Below are 18367 nucleotides of genomic sequence, written 5' to 3'. Positions count from 1 at the left end.
ATTCTTCCTACCTGTAACCTATTTTTCATATTACGGATAGCAACGAGCACCTACAACCTTAAAAGTGGTAAGAACTAAAAATACTTGAACAAATAATGAAGAGAAAGCTAAGCGAATAATGAAAATCACAGTTTGGAATCTGAGTGTAGTTAGAATTTATAGTCGACACCAACAGCTGCTAACACTTACTCGGAGTTATAAAAATCGATATTAGGACCAATCTTGATAACCTATCAAACCACCTTTCGCGTCCACATTGACGCAAATCCCGACAGTAAAACAGGTAAAAAATCATATTCACATCCATTAATTGAGTAATTACTTTCAGCTATACGTAGATAAGTGAAATTATAACAATGATTTAGCAGTGTATTTTTATTCGTATGATGACGTTGGCTATAAAAGGATGTTGATCGAAGGTTCAATAAGTTGATCTATTAAGTTTAAACTTTCGTAATGATTGTCGGAAATACAGACAAACTCAAAGGACGACAATATGTTTAATAACTTAAGTAAGACTCTGTCAGTACTATTTGTAACACTTCTTTTCACCGCTTTTGCTCAAGCTAACCATCATGAAATGAAGAGAGATATCGTTGATGTGGCGGCTGAAAATGGTTCTTTCACCACCTTAGTAGCAGCAGTGAAAGCGGCAGGCTTAGTCGAGACATTGAAAGGCGATGGCCCTTTCACGGTGTTTGCACCAACCGATGAAGCATTCGCGGCACTGCCAGAAGGTACGGTTGATATGTTGTTGAAACCTGAAAATAAGGACAAGTTAGTCGCCGTGCTCACATATCATGTGGTGCCAGGAAAAATAATGGCAACAGAAGTCATGAAGCTTAATAGTGCTGAAACGGTGCAAGGGGAAGCTGTAATGATAGCAATTGACAATGGTAACGTAATGATTAATAACGCTAAAGTCGCAATGCCAGACGTTGAAGCAAGCAATGGCGTAATCCACGTGATCGATAAAGTGTTACTGCCAAAGTAAGCAAAAGAGATAAACACGAACAATTCTTAGAGGGTGTGATTGGATCACGCCCTTTCATCCTTTGCTACAGATTGTTTTTTCGCTACAAACTTTACTCTCACTACAAAGGATGCTTTTGCAACGAAATAAGTAACACTTTTAAATAAAGGTCTGTATCAAGCAAACAGGCGCTCATAGCTTGAACTTTTCGACACTCTTCATCTCTTAATATGAAATAGCATTGGCGATAACCAAACTAAAATCAGATTAGGCTATTAGGTCACTTTCTCCATTACGTAATTTGTCAGCTTAACTCCACGCATGTCGACCTCCTGCTCATTCACCACCGTAAAACCAAAGTGCTCATAGAAAGGCTTGGCGGTAATACTCACCTCAGAGAAAAACCGAGTCACTCCGAGATCTGCACCAATAAAAAACACATGTTCCATTAAAGCTCTTCCTACACCTTTGCCCTGGTATTCATGATGACAGAAAAAATGATCAATCAACCCATTCGGTTGAAGGTCGCTATAACCAACCACAACTCCCTCTAACTCGGCCACGAAGGGTCGTATACGGTGCAAACACTTTTGCCAAAGTTCGGAGTCAAAATAACTTGGTGCCCAAGCCTCGACTTGTTCTTGAGAGTAATCACGAACGTTAATATTACGAACGGTATTAAAGTAAATGTCCCACAGCGCTTTGGCGTCACTCGCTTGATAGTTTCGAATCTTAACCACGACATACTCCTTTTATACCACTGCACTTTTTTTGAAATAAAAACGGTAATAACCCACTAAATTACTGCATATAAACAAGACTTCCATTACCACTGCGGTTGGAGAACCAACCAAATAGTTATGAATTAGCCAAAAGCTGGTTCCTATTATCATCAACTCTCTCAAGCGACGATCGTCTTTATTGAACGCCGCTAAAGTTTGAAAAACTGAAGCCAAACAACTTAATACGCTCACAACCCCAGAATAAGTAAAAACTGTTGCCACTAATGACATAGAACAAAAGAAGTATTTTAATTTAGGTGATGTCGAGAACACACTCGTCAAATAACGTACAGTCGCGATAATCATCAAACTCGCCGCTGTCCATTGCTCAAGAAGAATGAAATGACTCGAAATAAGAACACCAGCGAAAAACAAACACGTAACGATTTTCTTCCTTTCTTTGAACTGAAAAGACAACAAGTCGAAACATATAGCGATGGCGACGAGCACTTGTGAAAGGTAGAAGGCTGACACGGCGATTCCTTAAATAATGACAATGACACTTTAGCTATTTAGTCAATCAAATAGGCATGACTGAAGCATAAGCCCGACTAATAAAAACAGACATTGAAAATAAGAGCAAGTTAGAAAATACAAGCTCATAAGACAACTTGGTTAGAAACTACAACCTCAACATTCCACTGATCACGGTGGTTGCAGTACCTATCAGCTTAATCCGTCCGTTCGTTTGTAACTTCGTAGAAATATAACCACCACGATACGATGCTTGATAAGCGTCAAAACTGCGTTTATTCAACTTCTCTGACCAGTATTGAGTCAGAGCGCAATGTGCCGACCCGGTTACAGGGTCTTCATTAACCCCCACCCATGGAGCAAAGTAACGAGAAACAAAGTCGAGCTCAGGGTTTGACGATAATGCCGTCACAACAACTCCTCGCCCCTTAATGCCTTTCAAGGCATCAAAGTTAGGTGACAAATTCAATAGTACATGCTCATCGACGACTTCTATTAACTGCTTTGAATCAAACTCCCTGAATGATACAACTTGATTCCGTACTAAGCCCAAATGTTCAAGCAACGCTCCGTCGGGATCAGAACTCGATGATAAATCAGTACTAGGGAAATCAAGCTCGATAGAAGACTCACAAACGGTGGCAGCTAACTCTCCAGACAAAGTATTAAACACGACTCGGTCACCTGTTTTCACAAATCGTTGTTCTTTCAATACGTGGACTGTAGCCAAAGTACCGTGTCCGCATAGTTTCACTTCAACTTCAGGCGTGAACCATCTAAGCGTCATGGTGTTAAGTGCCAGAAAAGCCGTTTCTGACACCGCCATCTCTTCTGCGATTGAAAACATTAATGACTCATCCAAGGACACCTGTGAAATACAAACCCCTGCAGGGTTTCCTTTAAAAGCTTGGGCTGTGAACGAATCAACCTGATGTATCTCTAACTCCACAATGACTCCTAGTGAGGGCATAGGTTAAATATTGTTTAACACAATAAGCACAAATACTCTCTGCTACAAGTAGCTAACAAAAACTATTGTCCACGTCTTGTTGATTATAGAGAGCCTAATTACACCAGTTTCGGCATTTCAGTCACCAAACGTTTTAACTAACTGATTACATAATACAGTCAATTCACACATAATGAGATCGATATCGCAGAACAAAGATGAGACTGAGTGCATAATCCTCCTTATTTTGTAAAGGTTTACTAAGGACCATCTATGGATACAACAGCTCTCATCTACGATACATTGGAAGGGTTATCGAACGCTGAGCCGCAACAGCACGCTCAAATTCGCCAAAATCTCTATAACCAATTGGATTTATCATTTGAGAAACAGTTAGCCTTGTATTCAAATGTCCTAGGTCCAGCCAGTGCAGGGCGTATTACCGACCTAGAAAGTGCCGCTATTTCTGCAAGTAAAAGCCTTGGTCTGAAAAAGTAAACACTCCGTTATACGGATCGTTTGATACCATCGTTAAAGACGCTGCTTATATGCAGCGTTTTTTATATAAAAACATATTCTATCTTTCACCCTAAGCAAAACTTACAATAACCTTGACCTCTCCACACCGTACCGACCTCCCACAATTACTTGTTACAAATGTATATAACAAATTTATCAAGGTTATCGCCCGATACATTTGGTTAATCTTATGTTTCATATTTAACAGGTGCGTAACCATGTCTAAATGACTAATGTTAGTAGCACGTTAACCACACATTAGATGGAAGGCTCATGAGAGTACTTATTGAATATACACAAACTGGCAAATACAGAGACCATGCGTGGGAAGCACTAACCATTCGTTCAAAGGGCGAAATTCAAGCTGTGACTCCCTCTTATGCGGCTCAACTTATCGAACAGAATCGCGCCAGCTTAACGACTACCGAAACTCAAGATATCGTCATCCAGCCCTAATGGTTTTAAAAGCTACCCCTCCTAGTTCTTAATATCTAAGTTCGATGACCTAATAAAAACGCTGCACGGATGCAGCGTTTTCTTGTTTCTGGCCGGGAAAATTGATTATTTGGGCAAATTTTCTAATGTATCAACTATCGTCATTAACTTATCGACAATTCGTTCGCCATCCACTCTCAAACCATTGTGCTCATACTCGTTGGTAACCCACGCTTTCGAGTTTGGAATATTAGCCAGTGTTTCGCGGCTGTAATCCAGTTCTACGTACATGTCATCTGCGTAAACCGCACACGCCATCGGAACCGTATTCTTGCTCAGCTGCTCTGCATTGTACAAAGTACCCCAATCCGATTTCTCAGCTAATAGATTGGCTGCTTCGCGTAATGGCTTCAACGTTTCTAGTTGGTCAAACATCCACGGGTAGACCATTTCTCCAGTAAACCAGAACTCACTACCCGATTGGTAGTTGAAGTGTGGATACTGCTCTCGCACTCGGTGTGCAGACCAGTTAGACGCTGTACCTTGACAGTAAATCGATTCATGCAAGATTGCGTAAATTGGGTTAGTTAAATAACCCTGCTCTTGTTGCATTTGATTTAGGAAGCTGTAGCTCAACTGCTTATTACCATTCACTTCAACAAAGGCACTCTCTAGCGTGAAATACATCGGCAGGTTCGCTTCACCGCCACCAAGGTTAATGCCAATAAGTTGGAATTGCTCAACCGTGAACTCCTGACCGTTTGGCAGTCTCACATCGTTGTTAAGCAGGTAATCAGAGATCTCACGACACATCGCTTGCGCTTGTGGGAACTGAGCAAAGAAGGCTCTGTTTTTGTCTTCGACACGCTTATAAGTCGCACGATAAACATCGTCAGCTTCTCGTTTAATAGAAGGAATGCCGCCCGTCACATAGCAGCGCTGTAGGCTTTGAGGGAACAGTGACAAATAGCTCAGTGTACAGAAGCCACCAAAGCTTTGACCAATCGTCGACCATTGCTTAATACCGAACTGCTCACGAATCGCTTCCGCGTCACGAATGATATTGTCTGCTCTGAAATGCGTTAAGTATTCAGCTTGTTGTTCTGGAGACAAATGCGCCAAGGTTTCATGGCTAATAACCGTGCTGTTGCCAGTACCACGTTGGTCCAGAAGCAGAACACGATAGTTTTGTAATGCACGCTTTAGCCAACCTGATTGACCGCTCACTCGTGGAGATGGAAAGCCTGGACCGCCCTGAAAGTAGATAAGCCACGGCAGTTCTTGCGAATCTTTAGCGAGATCAACTAGCTCACGTGCGAAGACTTGGATCTGTTGTCCATCTTTGGCTTGGTAATCGAGTGGCAACTCAAAAGAGTGCTGACGATACAGGGTGGTTCCATCAATAAAGTTAGCTTGCACGCTTCATTCCTTTTTATCTGATTCTAAAGTCATCGGTACGAATAAAACCGGCGCCCTTTGGCACCTTTCTTAGCAAGATACGCATACTAGCTTGTAAATGAAACCGTTTGTTGAACCTGAATGTGAAGGTACTTCATTAAATCGCCAAATTAGCTTTATACGCGTAACAACTTGTTTCAAAACAGAAGGTTTAAGGGGGGCTCTATTGAGAGGAAGAATGAAAACGGGAGACAAATAAAAAGAGCTTAACGAGGTGAGGATACGTTAAGCTCTTTGGTTTTATCTGTTATAGCGTGTGTTATCAATAATGCTATCGATTCACTAAGCACTAAGCACCAAGCACTAAGCACTAAGCACTAAGCACTAAATTATGAAGTTGTTAGCTCACCTGCACCTTGAATCGAACGTTGGCTGCTTTCGACAAGAATGGCCGTTGCGGTTTCTTTTAACGCGCCCCACTCTGCCTCATCAACTTCAATGCCATCGTTCCACGCTTTCTCTTGAGTTTTAAAAAGCGCTTCCGACTCAATGTGTGTTTGGTAGCCAACTGACAAACGTTCGATATCGAAATCCTGGACGGAAAGTTCGATGGTCATATTGTGGATATGTTCGTCCGATGTCAGTGGCGAATCTGATAAAAACAGTTCTGGAGCAACACAACCACGGTTAAGCACATACAAGGTGCTCTTAGGGTTTGAGCCATTTTCCCAACGTGCGGTACACGCGATGCCTTTCGCTGCGAGTTTTACAAGCTCACTGTACGCTAACCAGCGGTTATGGCAGTTGTTTAGCTCAATTTTCAGCGTCTTCTTGCCCACCATTTTTTCAATCGCGTAATCCATCACCACAGGTAGGTGGCACGCTAAACTTGCCTTGTGCAGGTCAACTTCAACCGTGTTATCACTAAGCACTTGAATGTCCACTGGGCAATCGTCTTCTAACCCAATGAAGTTGCTCGCATTGTTAAAATGACGAACACCATCCAACCCCACCATTTGTAAATCTGCCACCATGTTCGCTATCACATCGGCTTCACCACATGTACGGCGCATACCCAGAAAGGCTTTATTGACGGCCGCTACCAGTTCATTGTGAGAAACGATCATAACGATTTACCTCCATGTTGAGCATTAATATGTGTAGTAGCTTTTTGTGAATCAGCGAGCTCCGCTTCACTTGGTAATACTGGGAACACCCATTCGTCCTGATGAATTTCATCAAGCAATGGCGCACCTTGGAAAAACGTCACTCGTACCCAACGGTCTGAGCGAGGATCAAACTTAGTCGCACCAAACATCGCAAGCTTGCAACGCAGTAAGTGCATTGGTGGCGAATCTTGGTGCAGAACATTCATTTGAATGTCGCCCATCGCTTTGTTGCCTAGCGTCCATACACGACGTGCAATAGCACGATGCTGCGGCTGCTTAACCAGGAACTCAGCCAATGAAAGCTCTGGCGCGAATTGCAATAAAGCATGGTACAAACGGTAAGCTTGGCGGCCGATATCTAACGGCAATTCACGCTCTTCACCCAGCTCTTCACCTCGAACACCGAGTCTTGGCTCTTCTTTGTCTTGAGAGCGATACCAGAACCAGTAGTTGTTCTCTGCTTTCGTGAAGTCGGTGGTGATCGCCCAACGGTACTTTTCTTCTAACACAACCAATAGGTCTTGGATCTTTTTACCACTAGGAAGCGACAATGTTTCGCTACAGTTCATTTGCTCTTGATGGGCGTCCACTAATTCTGGGTACAATTCCATCAAGCATGAGATAAGGATTTCTTGGGCTTCCATACTCATGTGCTTAGATTGTTCGACTAACTGTGCCCATGTATCGCACAGGCTGACAGAAGCTTCTAATGATTGATCTGTGTGCTTCAAATCATCAACAGCAGCTTTGTTCAGCTCTTGCTGTGTTTCATTGATAGTAACGACTTGCTCTAAATGACAAATCGCTTTTTTAACTAAGGTACGTAGTGGCTCGATCAACGCCGTATCAGTCTGACTCGCCAATACCGCAGCCAATGCTTGTTCACGGGTTGTCATCCATTGATCGACAATCCTTGGATGGTTAATAAGGTACGGCGCCATGCCTAAACCTGTTGCATTACCCACACCTAAATAGCGCTGTAATCCACGGTGCAAAGTAATTGCTTGTTCGCCGCCTTGTTGCTCTGCTAGATATTGAACCCAATCTAGGCTGAATTCTCGCAGCATATAAACTGCACACATTTGTGCACTGAACGACTGGTTAAAATCTGGATTGTTTTCCAATATTCTAAAATCAGCAATACCAAATTTTCCATTACCATATACCGCAGTCGTTCGTAGGATGTAGCCCACTTCAGCTAGCTCTTTCGGCGTTGGCTGGACACCTTTAGCCAAATGACTAACAATATGTTCAAACACACGCACACTTTTGTTGGCACGCGCTAAAACAAGCACATTGTTAGAGTTACGACCTGCTTCTTGAAGCGGTACATTCGCACGAAGTCTTTCAAGTAGGGTGACATCAACATCACCAAGAACAAGCGCAAACGTTACGTCCCACTTTTCAGCAATTACGCGGTCATTTCGTTCGTCGTCTGCAATTTCATCACAAAAAACAACCAAATGATAAACATGATTTGGCGTCGCTAGCTTATAGATAACGTGACCAAAACCTTGAGCGTCTAATTGCCACTCATGCTTAGTCACTTTCCATTGCTGTTGCGCCATTTTACGAATCAGAGTTCTTACGAAGCTGATACGTGTTTGGTGCATAGCACCCAGTCTTTCCGGTGCCATGACGACGGTTGCGTCACGTAGTGCTGATTCAGTGTAGGTAGAACGATGTGCATCCATTTTGCTCACCACCTTTGTAGTTATAAGGGACTTGCTAGCCATTCAGAACTGGACGTTGCCGTCATTTAAAGCACTTGTTATTAACAGTATGCTGGTTAGCTTCCACGTTTTTGATAGTTATTAAAGCAAGCGAACTCGCCCATTATTATTTGTTCTCACTAAGTCTCTTCACCTAAATAATGCCGTCCGATGTATCTTCATCAGTACGGTTTTCCTCTTCCTTTCGGAATCTTGTGTCAGCCTTCTTTCAAAGGCTGATTTGTTCTTATTTCATCAATTTCTTACAGCGTCTTCTCTTTTATAAACCTTGTTCTTTCGCCATCTTGATTGCGATTTGAGGCGCATTCCAAAGCGATGGTAATAAGATAAAGGACACTGGTACCGCAGTGATAACAATGAAGGATTGCAGCGCTGAAATACCGCCAGAACCTAGAGAGATTAGAATTAACGCTGTTACCCCCATCATCACACCCCAGAAAGTACGAATAATTGCATTAGGTTCTGTCTCGCCACTGATCACCACACTGATGGTGTAAGTCATTGAGTCACCGGTCGTTACGATGAAGATCGTGGTTAAGATCAAGAACAAAATAGAGATAAGCATTGGCATTGGTAGTTGCTGAGTGACCGCCAGTAGCGCGCCTGGTAAGTTAAAGCCTTCAAACGCTTTACTTACACTGCCTGGATCTGCGATTTCGAACGCAAGACCAGAGCCGCCAACAATCGTGAACCAAAAGCAAGTAACAAACGGTGCGATAAGACTAATGGTTGATACCAATTGGCGAATACTACGACCGCGAGAAATACGAGCAATAAAGATTGCCATCATTGGGCCGTAACCTAAGAACCAACCCCAGAAGAACACGGTCCACCAGCTCAACCAACCTTCGTCACCACGGTAAGTTGCCATTGGAATGAAGTTGTCAATCATGCTGCCTACACCTTGAATATAGCCATTGAAGATGAAGTTTGTTGGACCAAAAATCAGGATGTAGACCATCAATGCCATCGCCAAAATTACGTTGTAACGGCTTAGCATTTGCATTCCGCGGTTAAGACCACTTAATGCCGACAATGTATACAGAACGATCGCAAACAAGATGATGATCAGTTGGGTCGTAAAACCGTCTGGAATACCAAACAATTCGTTCAGTGCGTAGCTCACTTGCAAGCCCAAGAACCCGATAGGACCAATAGTGCCCGCCGCTACTGCGACAATACAACATGCATCAATCAATGCGCCTGTATGGCCTTTCAGTGCTCTTTCGCCTAATACAGGATAAAGCAGAATACGAGGTTTAAGCGGCAAGCCTTTGTCGTAGTGAAGGTGCATAACCACAATCGAGGTCAAACTACCCACAATGGCCCATGCTAAGAACCCCCAGTGCATAAACGATTGTGATAACGCATTCACTGCGCCTTGCTGTGCATTTTCTTGCGCGCCATACAATGGTGGTGGGCTAACGTAATGTGCAATCGGCTCTGCTGCAGCCCAAAATACACCGCCACCAGCCAGTAGCGTACAGAAGATGATCGCCATCCAACGAAAGCCGTCCATTTCAGGTTTAGCGATGCCACCTAGGATAACCTTGCCTGTTCGCCCTGCCGCCAGGCCAAGACCAATAAGAAAAGTCAGAAGAAGAAGCATTTGCCAGTAAGGACCGAACACTTTTACAGACCATGCAAAGCCCGTATTTACTAGGCTTGATAACAACTCCTCATCAAACAAAGCAAGTGCCACGAACAGAGCGATAAAACCGCCGCTGTACCAAAGTGCTGGGTTGGTTAGCCCTAATTTGTCTGACGTAGATTCAGACTGGTTTGTGTTGCTGTTTGTATTACTTGCTGTGTGTGCTTGACCCGCATTTAAGCTTGAAGATTTCACGCTATTGGTTAAATCAGACATACTCTGACTCCAGAGGTTTCTTTGCAGCTGTCATTTGAATGATGACTACAAGGGTGTATTTAACACCTGCCCTATTGTTTTTTGTGTTAGGCAGGCTAATCCATGTTTGGGTTACCGCGTTGCGAAATAGACCGTTGTTCCTTTTGAATAGTGAAATTGGTTAAGCAGCACTTGCTCATTGAACGTTCGTTAGAAGGCTGCCTTTTAGATGATGACTAGCGAGAAACGCTTAACCCTTGCTTTGCGGCTCTAGGCCATCTTTCAAGAAGTTAAACCAGTTTTCTCCCAAGACTTGCCCAGCTTCAGACTCGCTGAAACCATGACGCATCAATCCGTTATATATATTTTCCATACCCGCACTACCGCAGAACCAAGGCAACGCATCTGGCCAACCTGAGTTGTTTGCAGAGCCTTCACCGTAGTCCATTGCTTTAGACCAACGACCATTTCTCATCCATTCAAGAACCGCTTGAGGTTGGTTTAAGCATAGGTCACTACCAATACCTAGGTGTTCTACGCCGACCATGTCAGCGGTAGTCGCGACCATCTGGCAGAAGTCTTCCAACGTACATTGGCTGCCGTTTGGTAGGTGGAATGGGTATAAGCTGAATCCGATTAAACCACCGCGTGCGGTTAGGGCTTTAATCACATCGCTTGATTTGTTTCGTAGCGCATCATGAGCGAACGTCGGATTCGCATGGCTGATACAAATAGGACGAGAAGACAGGTCAATTGCTTCAAGTGTTGAGCGTTCGGCACTGTGAGACATATCGATGATCATGCCCACTCGGTTCATCTCTTCGATGGCTTGCTTACCAAATCGAGTAATACCCGTATCGTTCTTCTCGTAGCAACCCGTCGCCAATAAGCTCTGGTTGTTGTACGTCAGTTGCATGATCAAAAGACCTTGCTTACGCATCACTTCGATAAGACCAATCTCATCGTCGATTGGAGAACAGTTTTGAGCACCAAGTAAAATACCGACTTTGCCAGTCGCTTTTGCAGTCTCAACATCAGCCATTGAGTGAATCGGCATGATAAGGTCTGCGTTCTGCTCGAATCTTAAGTTCCACTCTGCAAAGCGAGATAAGGTTTCACGAGCTGTCTCGTGGTAAACCGCGGTAGCGTGAACTGCAGTAATGCCACTCGCCTTTAATGTTTGGAAATATTCTCTGTTCCAATTGCAGTATTGCAATCCATCTATAACAATCCGTTGCTGGTACATAACCACTCCTATTGAAAGCTCAGTGTTCTAGCTCGGTTTTGAAAACACGCTCAAGTAACATGTTTTCAAAAATGGGTTAAATCACTTGTCTAAGTTCGTTTGCTGTTTTGGTTTGAATGTTGGCCTGACTCTGTGAATCAGGCCACTTTTCATTAATAGAACGTCAATTAATACAGATCTAGCTAGTAAGGACGCTGGTAAGCTGTCTTCACCACTGTGTAGAACTCTTTCGCGTATTGACCTTGCTCACGAGGACCGAAGCTAGACTCTTTACGGCCGCCAAACGGTACGTGGTAATCCGTGCCTGCTGTTGGTAGGTTCACCATCACACAACCTGTTTGCGTTTGTTGCTTGAACATTGCGCTAGTACGTAGGCTCTGAGTAATGATGCCGCCTGTTAGACCAAAGCGAGTATCGTTGGTCGTCGCAATCGCTTCTTCTAAGTCAGCCACACGAATCACGCTTGCCATTGGTGCGAACACTTCCTCTTGGTTCACTTCCCAATCGTTCTTCGTATTCAAGAACAGAGTTGGAGACATGTAGAAACCTTCATGTTTCATGCTCAAGCGTTCGCCACCGAATGCCAGCTCACCGCCGCTTTGACGTGCTTTCTCAACCCAACCTAGGTTTGCTTCGAGTTGTTTGCCGTCAACTACCGGGCCCATGAATACGCCTTCTTCCAGTGCGTGACCGACTTTTAGCTCGCTCATACGCTTGATCAGTGCTTCAACGTATTGGTCGTGAATGCCATCCATAACCACTAAACGAGAAGACGCGGTACATTTTTGACCCGCGCCAGAGAACGAACCAGCGATAGTCGCGTCAACCGCTGTTTGGATATCAGCATCGTCTGCAACCACAAGTGCATTCTTGCTGCCCATCTCTAATTGGCAACGAACGAAGTTTGGCGCTGTTGCAGCGGCAACCTTACGACCCGTATCAACCGATCCGGTAAAGCTCACACCGTTCACTTCTTTTGAGTTGATCAGTGCATCACCCACTGTTGAACCGCTACCCAGAACAAGGTTGAACGTGCCTGCTGGGATACCTTGGCGGTGGATAATTTCAGTAAGCGCAACCGCACTTGCTGGTGTTAGGTTTGCTGGTTTCCAGATAACGCTGTTACCGAAAGCAAGCGCAGGAGCGATTTTCCAAGCCGCTGTTGCTGTCGGGAAGTTCCAAGGAGAGATGATGCCAATAACACCAACAGCTTCACGAGTCACTTCAACAGAAACGCCTGGGCGAACTGATTCTGCGTTGTCGCCAATTTGGCGAAGCACTTCAGCCGCGAAGTATTGGAAAAACTGACCTGCACGGTAAATTTCGCCGCGACCTTCAGCAAAAGGCTTGCCTTCTTCACGAGAAAGCAACGTACCTAGCTCATCGCAACGTGCAATCAGCTCATCACCAATCGCTTGAAGTACTGCTTGCTTACGTTCAATTGGCGTTTTTTCCCACTCTGGTTGAGCGTGCTTTGCCGCTGAAATCGCTTGTTGAACTTGTTCAGCACTTGCTTGTGCAAAGTTACCGATGTTTTCAGAAATATCTGATGGGTTAATGTTCGTAACGGTGCTTACACCCGCTTGCCATTCGCCGCCAATGTAAAGTGCGTTTTCTGCTTGAACATTCTGTAATTGAGTCATCATTCTGTCCTTGTAACGGTTTGGTCGCGGTTGAGCCTGGCAACCATCTGGTTAATTAATAAACTGTTAATATTCAGGTAATTAATTGCTAAAATAAGTCGTATATTTTGTATCTAAAGTGAACCCGTTCGCTTGTATCAATAAACCGCTTTAATTCAAAGAGTATTGAACCGCAAATAGCCTTAGTTCACAGTCGAATTATTCAGGTTGAGACGCCGATGCATAAACCACGAACTCGACCAGCATCTCTTCTCTTGCTAACCCTGCAACGACGACCGCAGCACGGTTTGGATAAGGTGCATTGAAGTATTCTCCGTATACGCTGTTTACCGTTTTTAGGTATTCACGGTCTGTCACGTAAATCAGAACTTGCAGCACTGAATCCATAGATTCGCCTGCACACTCCAACGTATGAACAAGGTTGTTAAAAGTCTGTCGCGTTTGCGTTTCAATACCGCCCTCTACGACTGCGCCCGTTTCATCAATTGGAATCTGCGCGGTGTATAGAGTACCGTTATTTACGATCGCCCACTCTAGTGGTGCTTTTGAAGCAAAAAGAGCGGTTTTTACTGGGTGTTTTTTAGTTTGTGCGTTCACGATTCCATCCAACTTTGTAACAACTATGTTTCAAGATGGTTAAATACTGCACCTTGACGAATGATAAATCTAACGGTAAATTTTGTGCATTTGATAAATAAAACCTATCACATGCCAAAAAGTAAGGTATAGCAAGGGCTAGAGAAGGATCAGTGCCATGAGTATTAAGCTACAACAGTTAAAACATTTTGTTTTAGTGGTCGAAGAAGGCGGATTTCGAGCAGCATCTCACCGAGCAAATCGATCGCAAGCGGCACTTTCTACATCAATAAAAGAGCTAGAAAAAATACTCGGCCAACCACTGTTTGAAACAGGCAACAAATCCACACTGACTCCTTTCGGGGAAATATGCCTTCCAAAAGTCATCCAGTTTCTTAATGTTTACAATGCATTAGACAATGACTTACGTGCCGCCGCCGCAGGACAACAAGGAAGAGTTCGAATAGCGAGCGTGCCATCGGTAGCGGCAAAATTAATCCCTAGTGTTTTAGGGGCTTTTTGTGAACAGTACCCAAATGTTGAGGTAAGCTTGATTGATGACAATGCGGCTGGTGTGGAAGCAAGATTACTCTCTGGGGAAGTGGATGTTGCCCTCGGAAATATCTCCCATTTAGAAGAAGAGAGCATCGATTTCACGCCATTGCTCTCCGATCCTATTGGTGTGGTCTGCCTCAGAGACAACCCTATCGCCTCTCAGTTCGAGGGAATAGAATGGCAAACTTTGTTAAAACAACCGTTCATTCGCAACGGGACATGTACCCTACTTGACCCAACACCCGCACGAATGCTCAGTGAACAAGCGCTCTATTCCGTGGAGAACATCACTTCGCTGTTTTCTGTATTAGAACTTGGGATAGGCTTAACCACGCTGCCAAAGCTGGCCTTCCCAACCAATGAGACCCGATTAATCTGGATTCCGTTGATTGACCCGCCCTTGCAACGACAAATCGGCATATTTAGATTGGCCGACCGTACGATCTCACCGCAAGCTCAGGCCTTTCATGATCTGTGTATCCAATACCTCAGCTATGAAGACAACAAAGCGTAACTCATTAAATACATGATTGGTCAGAATTAGAAACTTTCACGCAGTTCAACGGCTCGTTGGTGCTAGACATACACATAGCTTTTTTCAAGCAAGCCTTAACCCCAGGCCATAGGTTAAGTTTAGTGGATCAAAAAAAGCTCACTAAATAGCGAGCCTTTTGATATCTGCTTAAGTAAAACCTAGGTCAAACCTTGCTTAGGTTTAAAAAGAGTAGCAGTTTAGAACTATAACTTAGAAGAATTCAATCGAATTACGGCCGCTTTTATCGTCACGTTGGGGCTTTGGCGTGTCCGCTTTCTTTTTCGATTTGTTTTCTTTCTCCTCTTTTTTCTCTTTCTTAGGTTCAGCTTTAGCACTTAGCGTATCTGCAGTGCTCCGCTGCGATTCTTTCTTGCTTGAACCCTTTTTAGACTGACCTTTCTTCGTCTTGTTGTTTTGTTGCGGCGCTTCTTTCTTTTTCGGTTTTTCTGATTCTTCTTGTACTGGCTGATCACACACCACTACATAGTATTCTTGATTGAATTCAAAGAAGTCGCCATCGTACATTTTACGACGCTTACGCGTTTCTAGCTCACCATTTACCGCTACGTAGCCTTCAGAAATGATGTGTTTAGCCTCACCGCCACCGCTTACTAGGTTAGCGATCTTAAACGCTTTGTAGAGCTCGATTGGCTGAGAAGAAACATCGATACCAATGGCTTCGATTTCAATCTCTTCGCCTTCTTCACCGTGATCGTAACCTTCGTAATCAGCGTCTTCGTAATGTTCTTGGTCCATGGTGACCTCTACCTAAATATGTACTTCTGAAATATTGGGCGCAGTGTAATCTTAAAACAACGAAATGACCATGTTGAATTGATCAGGTCATTATTTGTTTTAATGCTGTCACCTCCGTTATAACGTCCCACCAACATTTGAAAGACTCACAAGCTGCTTGGTGTATTCATGTTGCGGATTTCCGAACAAAGTCTCAGTGTCGCCCTTCTCTATTACCTCGCCAGCTTTCATTACAATGGTGTAATGACACAAGGATTTCACGACATTCAAATCATGACTGATAAACAAATAGGTCAGACCGTACTTTTCTTGAAGTGACTTGAGTAGATCTAACACTTGCGCTTGTACCGTTCTGTCTAATGACGATGTTGGTTCATCGAGCAAGATAAACTCTGGCTTAAGAATAAGAGCTCGTGCAATGGCGATACGCTGCCTTTGTCCGCCAGAAAATTCGTTGGGGTAGCGGTGACGAGTTTCTGGATCGAGGTCGACTTCTTTCATTACGTCACAGATGCGTTGGTCGAGTTCATTCTCATCCAATTGTTGATGCACTAACAAACCTTCACCAATCACCTGAGCGACCGACATTCTTGGATTCAATGCAGAAAACGGGTCTTGAAAGACCACTTGCATGCGGCTTCTAAACGGCAGCATTTGTTGGCGGTTTAAGCCTTGAATTTGCTCATCAGCGTAGGTAATTGAACCTTCACTTTGCACCAATTTGAGTATCGCCATACCGGTTGTCGATTTACCCGAGCCACTTTCGCCAACTAAACCGATTGAGTGCCCTTTCTTCAAAGTGAACTCCATGTCTGTTACGGCTTTGACATGAGAAATGGTTCGCTTAAATAAACCGCCCGTAATCGGGAACCAAACACGAAGTTGATTAACATCGAGCAGAGGTTCACTTTCCGGAGAAACTGGAACGGGCAAGCCTTTCGGGTCAGAGTTGATAAGCTTTTGCGTATAAGGGTGAGCTGGTGCATTAAAGAGTGTTTGGCAGTCATTGCTTCCAACCAAGCGACCATCTTTCATTACCGCTACTCTGTCGGCAATCTTACGAACGATGCTTAAGTCATGAGTGATAAAAAGCATCGCCATACCCAGCTCTTGTTGCAGATCTTTTAACAGGTCGAGAATCTGCGCTTGTACTGATACATCCAAAGCCGTTGTCGGCTCATCAGCGATAAGCAGTTCTGGTTCGTTGATCAGTGCCATCGCAATCATCACACGCTGACGCTCTCCACCTGACAGCTCGTGCGGATACGCGGATATCTTCTGCTCTGGGTAACGAATACCCACCTTTGAAAGCCACTCTATCGCCAAGGCTTGCGCTTTATTGGTTCGCATTCCTCGGTGAATAGAAAGAGTTTCAACCAGCTGCTTACCGACTCGATGAAGTGGGTTCAACGACACCATAGGCTCTTGGAAGATCATGCCGATGCGACCACCACGAATCCCGCGCAATAGCCTTTCAGAGCAACTCAGGATATCGGTACCTGAGAAATTAATCTTACCGTTTAAGTAGTGCGATGAGCCTTTAGGCAGCAGTTTTAAAATCGAGTTAGCTGTAACCGATTTACCGGAGCCACTCTCGCCCACCAGCGCCAATGTCTCACCTTTGTATATTTCTAAAGAGACATCTTGCGTCACTTGTTCTATCGAATCTTTTCGCCCGAAACCGACCGACAATTTGTCGATGGTCAAAACTGGAGAAGCAGGCGTTGTATTTGAAGTCATAACCTATCCTTACTTCTGTTGATGTGGGTCGAAAGCATCACGCACCGCTTCACCAACGAAGACCAGTAACGTCAGCATCAGTGAAAGCACGACGAAAGCAGAAATACCAAGCCAAGGCGCTTGCAAGTTAGCTTTACCTTGCGCCAATAGCTCACCTAACGAAGGCGAGCCCGCAGGAAGACCAAAGCCTAAGAAATCTAACGACGTTAATGTGGTGACCGAGCCTGAGAGGATAAACGGCATCATGGTTAACGACGCCACCATCGCGTTGGGTAGCATGTGACGAAGCATAATGCGTTTGTCATCCACGCCCATGGCCTGCGCGGCTCTTACGTAATCAAAGTTTCGGCAACGTAAGAATTCAGCTCGAACAATCCCAACCAAACTCATCCAACTGAACAACACCATAATCCCGAGCAACCACCAGAAATTAGGCTCAATAAAGCTCGACAAAATGATCAACAAGAACAGGGTCGGCATACCAGACCAGACTTCAATGAATCGTTGCCCAAACAAGTCGACCCAGCCACCGTAATAACCTTGTGTCGCCCCGACTACGACGCCGACCACGCTCGATACAATCGTCAGAATAAAACCAAATAGAACGGAAATACGGAACCCATAAATGATGCGAGCTAGCACATCGCGCCCTTTATCATCGGTTCCTAGCCAGTTCACTGAATCTGGCTCCGATGGCACCGCGCCTGAAATATCGAAGTTTATCGTATCGTAGCTAAAAGGAATGATTGGCCACACGATGTAACCGCTGTCTTCAATGAGCTCAATAACATACGGGTCTTTGTAATCCGCTTCGGTTTCAAACTCGCCACCAAATTCGGTCTCGGCATATTCATTAATGACAGGCACAAACCACTGATTATCATAAGAAACCAAGAGTGGCTTGTCGTTGGCGATGATCTCTGCGAACAGACTCAGTCCAAACAGAATGGTAAATATCCAAAGGGAGATAAAACCACGCTTGTTTGCTTTAAAACGCAACCAACGAGCTTCAGCTAAAGGGTTGTTAAACATTTATTA

General features: G+C 44.3%; 16 protein-coding genes and 1 pseudogene. 4 read left to right on the top strand and 13 right to left on the bottom strand.

Annotated elements, in window-relative coordinates; all coding sequences use genetic code 11:
- Positions 1–496: 496 nt before the first annotated feature.
- Positions 497–994 (top strand): fasciclin domain-containing protein, encoded by a 498-nt coding sequence (locus ACED48_RS11960; protein WP_017058447.1) that lies wholly within the window; start codon positions 497–499, stop codon positions 992–994.
- A 254-nt stretch (positions 995–1248) separates the two neighbouring features.
- Here the strand turns inward: ACED48_RS11960 and ACED48_RS11955 are convergent, their stop codons facing one another.
- From ACED48_RS11955 to ACED48_RS11945, 3 genes are all read right to left on the bottom strand, one after another.
- Positions 1249–1713: a GNAT family N-acetyltransferase gene (locus ACED48_RS11955; protein ID WP_017058448.1), complete on the bottom strand. Its 465-nt coding sequence runs from the start codon at positions 1711–1713 to the stop codon at positions 1249–1251.
- A 12-nt stretch (positions 1714–1725) separates the two neighbouring features.
- Entirely contained in the window at positions 1726–2229 is a 504-nt protein-coding gene (locus ACED48_RS11950; protein WP_017058449.1) for a YgjV family protein, read from the bottom strand.
- 148 nt (positions 2230–2377) lie between these two features.
- Entirely contained in the window at positions 2378–3178 is an 801-nt protein-coding gene (locus tag ACED48_RS11945; protein ID WP_017058450.1) for a PhzF family phenazine biosynthesis protein, read from the bottom strand.
- Positions 3179–3451: 273 nt separating this feature from the next.
- On the opposite strand from ACED48_RS11945, the gene ACED48_RS11940 reads away from it, so the two are divergent.
- Positions 3452–3676 (top strand): PAS factor family protein, encoded by a 225-nt coding sequence (locus ACED48_RS11940; protein ID WP_017058451.1) that lies wholly within the window; start codon positions 3452–3454, stop codon positions 3674–3676.
- Positions 3677–3970: 294 nt separating this feature from the next.
- Positions 3971–4153 carry a hypothetical protein gene (locus ACED48_RS11935; RefSeq protein ID WP_017058452.1) on the top strand — a complete coding sequence of 61 codons (183 nt, stop codon included), beginning with the start codon at positions 3971–3973 and terminating at the stop codon, positions 4151–4153.
- Positions 4154–4258: 105 nt separating this feature from the next.
- Here ACED48_RS11935 and ACED48_RS11930 read toward each other — a convergent pair whose 3' ends face one another.
- The 7 genes and pseudogenes from ACED48_RS11930 to ACED48_RS11900 form a co-directional block, all read right to left on the bottom strand.
- A complete protein-coding gene (locus tag ACED48_RS11930) occupies positions 4259–5551 on the bottom strand; it encodes an alpha/beta fold hydrolase (RefSeq protein WP_017058453.1) in 1293 nt (430 codons plus the stop codon).
- A 368-nt stretch (positions 5552–5919) separates the two neighbouring features.
- Positions 5920–6657 carry a DUF3726 domain-containing protein gene (locus tag ACED48_RS11925; RefSeq protein WP_017058454.1) on the bottom strand — a complete coding sequence of 246 codons (738 nt, stop codon included), beginning with the start codon at positions 6655–6657 and terminating at the stop codon, positions 5920–5922.
- Positions 6654–8458: pseudogene (locus tag ACED48_RS11920) on the bottom strand (hypothetical protein). The gene ACED48_RS11925 and the pseudogene ACED48_RS11920 overlap by 4 nt, the downstream one beginning before the upstream one ends.
- A 233-nt stretch (positions 8459–8691) precedes the next feature.
- The gene (locus ACED48_RS11915; RefSeq protein WP_017058456.1) at positions 8692–10299 is read right to left on the bottom strand and encodes a BCCT family transporter; all 1608 of its coding nucleotides are present in this window, start codon (positions 10297–10299) and stop codon (positions 8692–8694) included.
- Positions 10300–10528: 229 nt separating this feature from the next.
- Positions 10529–11524, bottom strand: coding sequence for a membrane dipeptidase (locus ACED48_RS11910; RefSeq protein ID WP_017058457.1), 996 nt, complete (start codon positions 11522–11524; stop codon positions 10529–10531).
- 182 nt (positions 11525–11706) lie between these two features.
- A complete protein-coding gene (locus ACED48_RS11905; protein WP_017058458.1) occupies positions 11707–13167 on the bottom strand; it encodes an aldehyde dehydrogenase family protein in 1461 nt (486 codons plus the stop codon).
- 198 nt (positions 13168–13365) lie between these two features.
- Positions 13366–13764, bottom strand: coding sequence for a RidA family protein (locus ACED48_RS11900; protein WP_017058459.1), 399 nt, complete (start codon positions 13762–13764; stop codon positions 13366–13368).
- A gap of 157 nt (positions 13765–13921) precedes the next feature.
- On the opposite strand from ACED48_RS11900, the gene ACED48_RS11895 reads away from it, so the two are divergent.
- A complete protein-coding gene (locus tag ACED48_RS11895) occupies positions 13922–14812 on the top strand; it encodes a LysR family transcriptional regulator (RefSeq protein WP_017058460.1) in 891 nt (296 codons plus the stop codon).
- A gap of 231 nt (positions 14813–15043) precedes the next feature.
- Here ACED48_RS11895 and ACED48_RS11890 read toward each other — a convergent pair whose 3' ends face one another.
- The 3 genes from ACED48_RS11890 to ACED48_RS11880 form a co-directional block, all read right to left on the bottom strand.
- Positions 15044–15589: an RNA-binding S4 domain-containing protein gene (locus ACED48_RS11890; RefSeq protein ID WP_017058461.1), complete on the bottom strand. Its 546-nt coding sequence runs from the start codon at positions 15587–15589 to the stop codon at positions 15044–15046.
- 117 nt (positions 15590–15706) lie between these two features.
- Positions 15707–17329: a microcin C ABC transporter ATP-binding protein YejF gene (gene yejF, locus ACED48_RS11885; protein ID WP_017058462.1), complete on the bottom strand. Its 1623-nt coding sequence runs from the start codon at positions 17327–17329 to the stop codon at positions 15707–15709.
- 9 nt (positions 17330–17338) lie between these two features.
- Positions 17339–18361 carry an ABC transporter permease gene (locus ACED48_RS11880; RefSeq protein WP_004730360.1) on the bottom strand — a complete coding sequence of 341 codons (1023 nt, stop codon included), beginning with the start codon at positions 18359–18361 and terminating at the stop codon, positions 17339–17341.
- Between the last annotated feature and the right edge of the window lie 6 nt (positions 18362–18367).

The organism is Vibrio sp. 5S239 (assembly GCF_041439575.1).
In the GTDB taxonomy this organism is placed as follows: Bacteria; Pseudomonadota; Gammaproteobacteria; order Enterobacterales; family Vibrionaceae; genus Vibrio; species Vibrio kanaloae.
The sequence above is the reverse complement of the archived record's forward strand: the minus strand, read 5'-3'. Positions and strand labels throughout refer to the sequence as shown.

Excerpts from the sequence above, each read along its gene's own strand:
- ACED48_RS11915 (WP_017058456.1), bottom strand. The coding sequence starts at position 10,299 with ATGTCTGATTTAACCAATAGCGTGAAATCTTCAAGCTTAAATGCGGGT.
- ACED48_RS11925 (WP_017058454.1), bottom strand. The coding sequence starts at position 6,657 with ATGATCGTTTCTCACAATGAACTGGTAGCGGCCGTCAATAAAGCCTTT.
- ACED48_RS11905 (WP_017058458.1), bottom strand. The coding sequence starts at position 13,167 with ATGACTCAATTACAGAATGTTCAAGCAGAAAACGCACTTTACATTGGC.
- ACED48_RS11880 (WP_004730360.1), bottom strand. The coding sequence starts at position 18,361 with ATGTTTAACAACCCTTTAGCTGAAGCTCGTTGGTTGCGTTTTAAAGCA.
- ACED48_RS11935 (WP_017058452.1), top strand. The coding sequence starts at position 3,971 with ATGAGAGTACTTATTGAATATACACAAACTGGCAAATACAGAGACCAT.
- ACED48_RS11895 (WP_017058460.1), top strand. The coding sequence starts at position 13,922 with ATGAGTATTAAGCTACAACAGTTAAAACATTTTGTTTTAGTGGTCGAA.
- ACED48_RS11960 (WP_017058447.1), top strand. The coding sequence starts at position 497 with ATGTTTAATAACTTAAGTAAGACTCTGTCAGTACTATTTGTAACACTT.
- ACED48_RS11890 (WP_017058461.1), bottom strand. The coding sequence starts at position 15,589 with ATGGACCAAGAACATTACGAAGACGCTGATTACGAAGGTTACGATCAC.
- ACED48_RS11940 (WP_017058451.1), top strand. The coding sequence starts at position 3,452 with ATGGATACAACAGCTCTCATCTACGATACATTGGAAGGGTTATCGAAC.
- yejF (WP_017058462.1), bottom strand. The coding sequence starts at position 17,329 with ATGACTTCAAATACAACGCCTGCTTCTCCAGTTTTGACCATCGACAAA.
- ACED48_RS11910 (WP_017058457.1), bottom strand. The coding sequence starts at position 11,524 with ATGTACCAGCAACGGATTGTTATAGATGGATTGCAATACTGCAATTGG.